6 protein-coding genes are annotated in these 5,968 nt (G+C 33.9%); all 6 read left to right on the top strand.

What is annotated here, in order from left to right; translation table 11 throughout:
* Positions 1-189: 189 nt before the first annotated feature.
* A complete protein-coding gene (gene ggt, locus ACMOUI_RS12045; protein WP_418965937.1) occupies positions 190-1,893 on the top strand; it encodes a gamma-glutamyltransferase in 1,704 nt (567 codons plus the stop codon).
* An 18-nt stretch (positions 1,894-1,911) separates the two neighbouring features.
* Positions 1,912-2,442 (top strand): DUF6305 family protein, encoded by a 531-nt coding sequence (locus ACMOUI_RS12040; RefSeq protein ID WP_418965936.1) that lies wholly within the window; start codon positions 1,912-1,914, stop codon positions 2,440-2,442.
* Positions 2,443-2,499: 57 nt separating this feature from the next.
* A complete protein-coding gene (locus tag ACMOUI_RS12035; RefSeq protein ID WP_418965935.1) occupies positions 2,500-3,771 on the top strand; it encodes a TRAP transporter large permease subunit in 1,272 nt (423 codons plus the stop codon).
* 17 nt (positions 3,772-3,788) lie between these two features.
* Positions 3,789-3,932, top strand: a complete 144-nt coding sequence (locus ACMOUI_RS12030; protein ID WP_418965934.1) for a hypothetical protein — start codon at positions 3,789-3,791, stop codon at positions 3,930-3,932.
* 15 nt (positions 3,933-3,947) lie between these two features.
* Positions 3,948-5,081 (top strand): succinylglutamate desuccinylase, encoded by a 1,134-nt coding sequence (locus ACMOUI_RS12025; RefSeq protein WP_418965933.1) that lies wholly within the window; start codon positions 3,948-3,950, stop codon positions 5,079-5,081.
* A gap of 10 nt (positions 5,082-5,091) precedes the next feature.
* The coding region (gene pgsB / locus ACMOUI_RS12020) for a poly-gamma-glutamate synthase PgsB (RefSeq protein WP_418965932.1) at positions 5,092-5,968 on the top strand (877 nt) is incomplete at its 3' end.

Raw genomic sequence — 5,968 nt, 5'->3', positions numbered from 1 at the left:
AAAGATAGGGAGACCCAAAAAAGAGTATAGAATAAAATGAGAGATATAAACCCAAATTGTTATTAAGACATAACAGTTTGGGTTTATCTTATTTTGTGAGAAAAATAAGAAAAATGAGAAAAAAGGTTGTTTTATTTACATTAGGATACTATATAGAGTATAACCATAGAAATGAAAGGGGAGTGAATTATGAAAAAAAGCTATTTATTAGGAGCGGTGGCAATAATGTTTTGCTCTTTTGGTATTCTAAAAGCTGATTTTAAACCATTTGATAAAAATGGAGAGATGATTAGAACCGATAGGGGTGCAGAGGGAAAGGTAGGAGTAGTTTCCACAGGAAAGTATGAAGCTAGTGAGATAGGAATGAATATTTTGAAAAAGGGAGGGAATGCAATTGATGCAGCAGTAGCAGCAGGATTTGCACTGGGAGTAGCAGAGCCAAATTCATCTGGATTAGGTGGAGGAGGGTTTATGCTAATAAGAATTGCAAAAACAGGTGAAACAGTATTTATTGATTTTAGAGAGAGAGCTCCTAAAAATTCAACACCAAAGATGTGGGTACTAGATAAGGATGGTAAGGTAATTAACAATGAAAAGCTAGAGGGTGGAAAGGCGGCTGGAGTTCCAGGAGAGGTAGCAGGATTACTGTATGCTTTAGAGAAATATGGAACTATGTCTAGAGAGGATGTCATTAGACCAGCTGCAGATTTAGCAAAAAATGGTTTTGTAGTAACACCGACACTATCAGGAGATATGAAAACTACATATGATTTAATGGTCAAATATCCTGAATTTGGAAAAACTTTTTTGACATCTGATGGTTTTCCATATGAAATAGGTGATACTTTTAAGAATGAGGATATGGCTAAAACATTGAATTTAATAATAAAAAATGGAAAAGATGGATTTTATAAAGGAGAGGTGGCTGAGGCAATTGTAAAAACTTTAAATAAGTATGGTGGAGTATTTACAATGGAGGATTTAGCGAACTATGAACCTAGAATTAGAAAACCTGTTGTAGGAAACTATAGAGGGTATGAGATTATATCCTCTCCTGCACCAAGTTCAGGAGGAGCGATAGTTGTACAAATATTAAATATTTTAGAAAATTTCAATGTGAGTGATATGAAAGTGAACTCGCCAGAGTATTTACATCTTTTCTCTGAAGCGTTTAAGCTGTCATTTGCTGATAGAGCGAAGTATATGGGAGATACAGACTATATTCCAGTACCTTTAAAAGGACTAACATCTAAAAAATATGCCAAGGATCTATCTAAAAAAATTGATATGTCTAAATCACAGGAAAGTGTAGCACATGACCCATGGCAATATGAATCAGATGATACAACTCACTACTCTATAGCAGATAAAAATGGAAACATGGTTTCAGTTACAAAAACTGTGAATGGACTTTTTGGAAATGGAGTAGTTGCAGAGGGTTATGGATTTGTTTTAAACAATGAGATGGACGATTTTGTTACTGGAGAGGGACATCCTAACTCTGTAGCCCCAGGGAAAACACCACTTAGTTCAATGTCTCCAACAATTGTCTTAAAGAATGGAGAACCATTTATGGTACTGGGGTCACCAGGTGCTACAAAAATTATAAGTACAGTATCTCAGGTAATAAGTAGAGTTGTGGATCATGGAATGGGAATGCAGGAAGCTATAGACACTCCAAGAATGTATGATAACACTTCTAATAAAATTAATGTTGAAACAAGAATATCCCAAGAAACTATAGCGGGATTAGAAGCATTGGGGCATAAAGTGAATGGGACATCAGAATGGGATAGAGGAATGGGTTCAGTTCAGGGGGTACTATATAAAAATGATGGTACTTTAGAAGGTGGGGCAGACCCAAGAAGAGATGGAAAAGCAGTTGGTATTTAAACTAAGGAGGATATATAGATGAAAAAAATTTTTACAACGATGATATTTTTTATTTTAGGAGTACTGGTTTTTGGAGAAAAATTTGAGAAACCCGTATTATTAACTTCAGTGGGGCAAAGTGCTGATGTACAAATGGTGAGTGTACTATTAAAAAAAGCTGGAATTGAAGCAACTTTAGACAAGAGTATTACCGCAGATAATTTAGGAGAGGATAAAACAATTATAATAGCAATAGGTGGAAGTTCAAAGGGGCTTGGGGCAGCTGGAATAAAGGTTGAAGATGAGTTGGCAAGAGCTGAGGAGTTATTAAAAGCTGCTAAAGATAGTGGCGTAAAGATAGTTGGATTACATGTAGGGGGAGAGCAAAGAAGAGGTGAGTTATCTGATAAATTTGTAAATGCAACAGTGGGAGAGTGTGATTATTTAATCGTGGTTGAAGATGGAAATAAAGATCAATTATTTACGAAGGTTTCTGAAGAGAAGGGTATACCTTTGATTTTAGTTCCTAAAATAAGCGGAGCAGTGGAACCTCTTAAAGAGATTTTTTAAATATTAAGTTAAAAAGCTGCTAATTTTTTTAGCAGCTTTTATTCAAAGGAGGAGAGAGTGTCACTAGAATTAATAATATTTATAGGAATGATAATAGTTTTTATATTCTCATGTTTTAAATTGAAGTTGCCAGTTAGTATAGCTATGGTTTTATCAGCCATAGCTGGAACTTTAATAAGTGGTAATGGTATTCCAATAAGACATCTAGTTGAAGGAATGTTTGGATACCTTGATACTATTCTTGTGATAGCAACAGCTATGATTTTTATGAAAACTATCCAAGAGATTGGGACACTAAATGCTTTAAGTGCATCAATATTAAAAAAATTTCACTCTACACCATGGATATTACTAATTTTTTTAATGGTTGTGAGCATGTTTCCAGGTATGATAACAGGATCCTCAACGGCGGCAGTTCTAACTGCTGGAAGTATAGTGGCACCAATACTTATGCTAGTGGGAATACCAATTGTTGAAACGGCAACAATTATTGCAATAGGTGGAATATTAGGGATGATTGCACCTCCCGTAAATGTACCAGCCATGATAATCGGTGGAGGAATAGATATGCCATATGTGGGATTTACAATACCACTTCTTCTATTGACAATTCCTGTGGCTATTTTTACAGTGCTCTATTTAGGGTTAAGATATGTAAACAAAATTGATTATGAAGAGATAAAAGCTAAGATAAATTTAGAGGATATAGAAAAGTATGGATGGAAACTATATCTGCCAATAATTATAGGTGTTGTTTTGATGGTTTTAGGAAAGGTTATTCCAACAGTATTTAATTTAGGAATGCCTTTAATATTTTTAATAAGTGCTTTAGTTGGATTATTCTGTGGAAAAAAAATAAACTTCATATCTGTTTCAAAGGAAGCTATAAAGGAGACTTTACCAGTTCTTGGAATTTTAATGGGAGTTGGGATGTTTATTCAAGTTATGACACTTACTGGAGTTAGAGGGTTTGTAGTTGTAAATAGTTTGAGTTTACCACCGGCAATGATATATTTAGCTATGGTAATAACAATTCCACTCTTTGGGGCAGTATCATCTTTTGGAGCAGCCTCAGTTTTAGGAGTACCATTTTTAATGGTGTTTTTAGCACAGAATCAAATAATAACGGCATCATCAATCTCATTTATAGCTGGGCTTGGAGATTTAATGCCGCCAACAGCTCTAGCGGGTATATTTGCTGCACAAGTGGTTGGTTTAAAAGATTATTCAGCAGTTTTAAAAAAAGCTATCGTTCCAGCATTAATAATTGTAATTTACTCTATTTTATTTATAATTTGTTCCAAAGAGATAGCTTCAATAATATATTAGAGGGAGAGTGATGAAAAATGATGTTTATTTATTTAGGAATAGCACTATATATATTGATTATGGTTTTATTGAATCTATTTGAAGATAAGATATTTTTTAATCAATTAAATGCAGCATTAGTTATAATCCCTCTAGTACTGAGATTGCTAATGATAAAATAAAAAGGAGATTGTTATATGAAAGGAGATAAAATTACTGGAGCTATACTTTTAGCTTGTTCTTTACTGATAGCTTTTATGGCAGGAAAAGAGTTTAAAAAGATGAGAGAGCCTGAACCTATTGTAAAGGGAGAGGGAGTATCAGAAGTGAAGATGTTAAGCGAATATTTTTCAGGGATAAAGGGGACAAATATGGATACAGAAGTCTATGTTTTAAAGGGAAAAGAAGCAGGAGGAAATGTATTGATTTTAGGTGGAACTCATGCAAATGAACCTGCGGCTCTTATAACAACAGTTCTTCTAATTGAAAATGCAAAGATTGATAAGGGAAATCTCTTTATAATTCCAAGAGCGAATAATAGTGGTATAAGTCATAATGATCCTCAAGAGGCATCTCCACAAAGATTTAAGATAAAAACGAAAAATGGAGAGAGAGAGTTTAGGTATGGTTCACGTGCAACGAATCCATTAGATCAATGGCCTGATCCAGATGTATATATTCATGCAAGTTCTGGACAACAGTTATCAGGAAATGAAACTAGAAATCTAAATAGAGCTTACCCTGGAAGACCTGATGGAACTCCAACAGAAAAAGCGGCATATGGTATAGTTCAATTAATAAAAAATGAAAAAATAGATATGACATTAGATTTACATGAGGCATCTCCAGAATATCCAGTTATAAATGCAATTGTGGCTCATGAACATGCAATGGGATTGGCTTCCAATGCAGTTATAGGGCTGGAACTAGAGGGGATACAAATTGGACTTGAGCCTTCACCTCACAATTTAAGAGGACTGACTCATAGAGAGCTTGGAGATTTTACAGATACATATGCACTATTAGCTGAGACAGCAAATCCTTCACAGGGTAGATTAAGAGGAAAAACCAATGAAGCATTAGTTATAAAAGGTGTAGATCCTACATATGTAAAAGCGCAGAAGTTGGGACGTCTATTTGTACCTTTTGACGAAAATGGACACCCTTTAAATGAGAGAGTTTCAAGACATATGGGAACAGCATTGGAATTAATTAAAGTCATGAGTGAGGATGAGCCAAGTAAGGAGGTTATAGTAAAAAATGTTCCAACGGTTTCAGATATAAGGGAAAATGGGATAGGAAGGTATTTAAAAGAGGTAATATCAAATTAAGAGGTGAGTTATGGAAGCTGTTGTTTTTGCCTTAATAGTTATATTTTTTATAAAATTAATCTATGAAAAAATATCTTTGGAAAAAGCTAGAAGAAAAATAGATATAGTTATCCATGTAAATGGTATAAGGGGTAAATCGACAGTTTCCAGACTTATTGATGCAGGGTTGAGAGATGGAAGAAGAAGAGTATTCACTAAGGTTACAGGAACAGAACCGAGATATATAGATATTGATAATCAAGAAAAAGATATAAAAAGAAGAGGTAAAGCGAATATTAGAGAGCAGATAAAAACTATAAAAAAAGCTGCAAAGTGTGGAACAGATGTATTGATTTTAGAGTGCATGGCTGTAAAGCCAGAGTTTCAAAAAATATCAGAGGAAATGATTATAAAAGCGGATATAGGTGTAATAACCAATGTTAGGTATGATCATTTAGATGAAATGGGAAATAGTTTAGAAAAAATTGCGGACTCATTGTGTAATACGATACCTAAAAATGGAGTTTTAGTGACTGGAGAAGTAAGAAATTTAGAGATAATAAAAGAGAGTGCCAGAATAAAATTAACCAAGGTTTTATTAATGGATGAGTTAAAAGAGGAGTATAAAGAGATAGATTTTATGGAAAATGTGGCTGTGGCCTTAAAAGTTTGTGAGTGTTTAGGGGTAGATAGAGCTACAGCATTAAGAGGAATGAAAGGGTATAAAAGAGATTCTGGAGTTTTGAAAGAGTTAAAATTTTTAAACTCTTGTGGAAGAAAAATAAGCTTTATAAATCTTTTAGCAGCAAATGATCCTGACTCCAGTGAAAAAATTTTAAAAAGTTTTGAAAGTGAAGATCTATGGAATAGAAAAAAATACCTTATGGTTAACAATAGAAGAGATAGAC

This window comes from Cetobacterium sp. (assembly GCF_048470075.1).
GTDB lineage: Bacteria > Fusobacteriota > Fusobacteriia > Fusobacteriales > Fusobacteriaceae > Cetobacterium_A.
Note: the sequence above shows the minus strand (reverse complement) of the source record. Positions and strands in the feature narration are given on the sequence as shown.

Excerpts from the sequence above, each read along its gene's own strand:
- ACMOUI_RS12030 (WP_418965934.1), top strand. The coding sequence starts at position 3,789 with ATGATGTTTATTTATTTAGGAATAGCACTATATATATTGATTATGGTT.
- ggt (WP_418965937.1), top strand. The coding sequence starts at position 190 with ATGAAAAAAAGCTATTTATTAGGAGCGGTGGCAATAATGTTTTGCTCT.
- ACMOUI_RS12025 (WP_418965933.1), top strand. The coding sequence starts at position 3,948 with ATGAAAGGAGATAAAATTACTGGAGCTATACTTTTAGCTTGTTCTTTA.
- ACMOUI_RS12040 (WP_418965936.1), top strand. The coding sequence starts at position 1,912 with ATGAAAAAAATTTTTACAACGATGATATTTTTTATTTTAGGAGTACTG.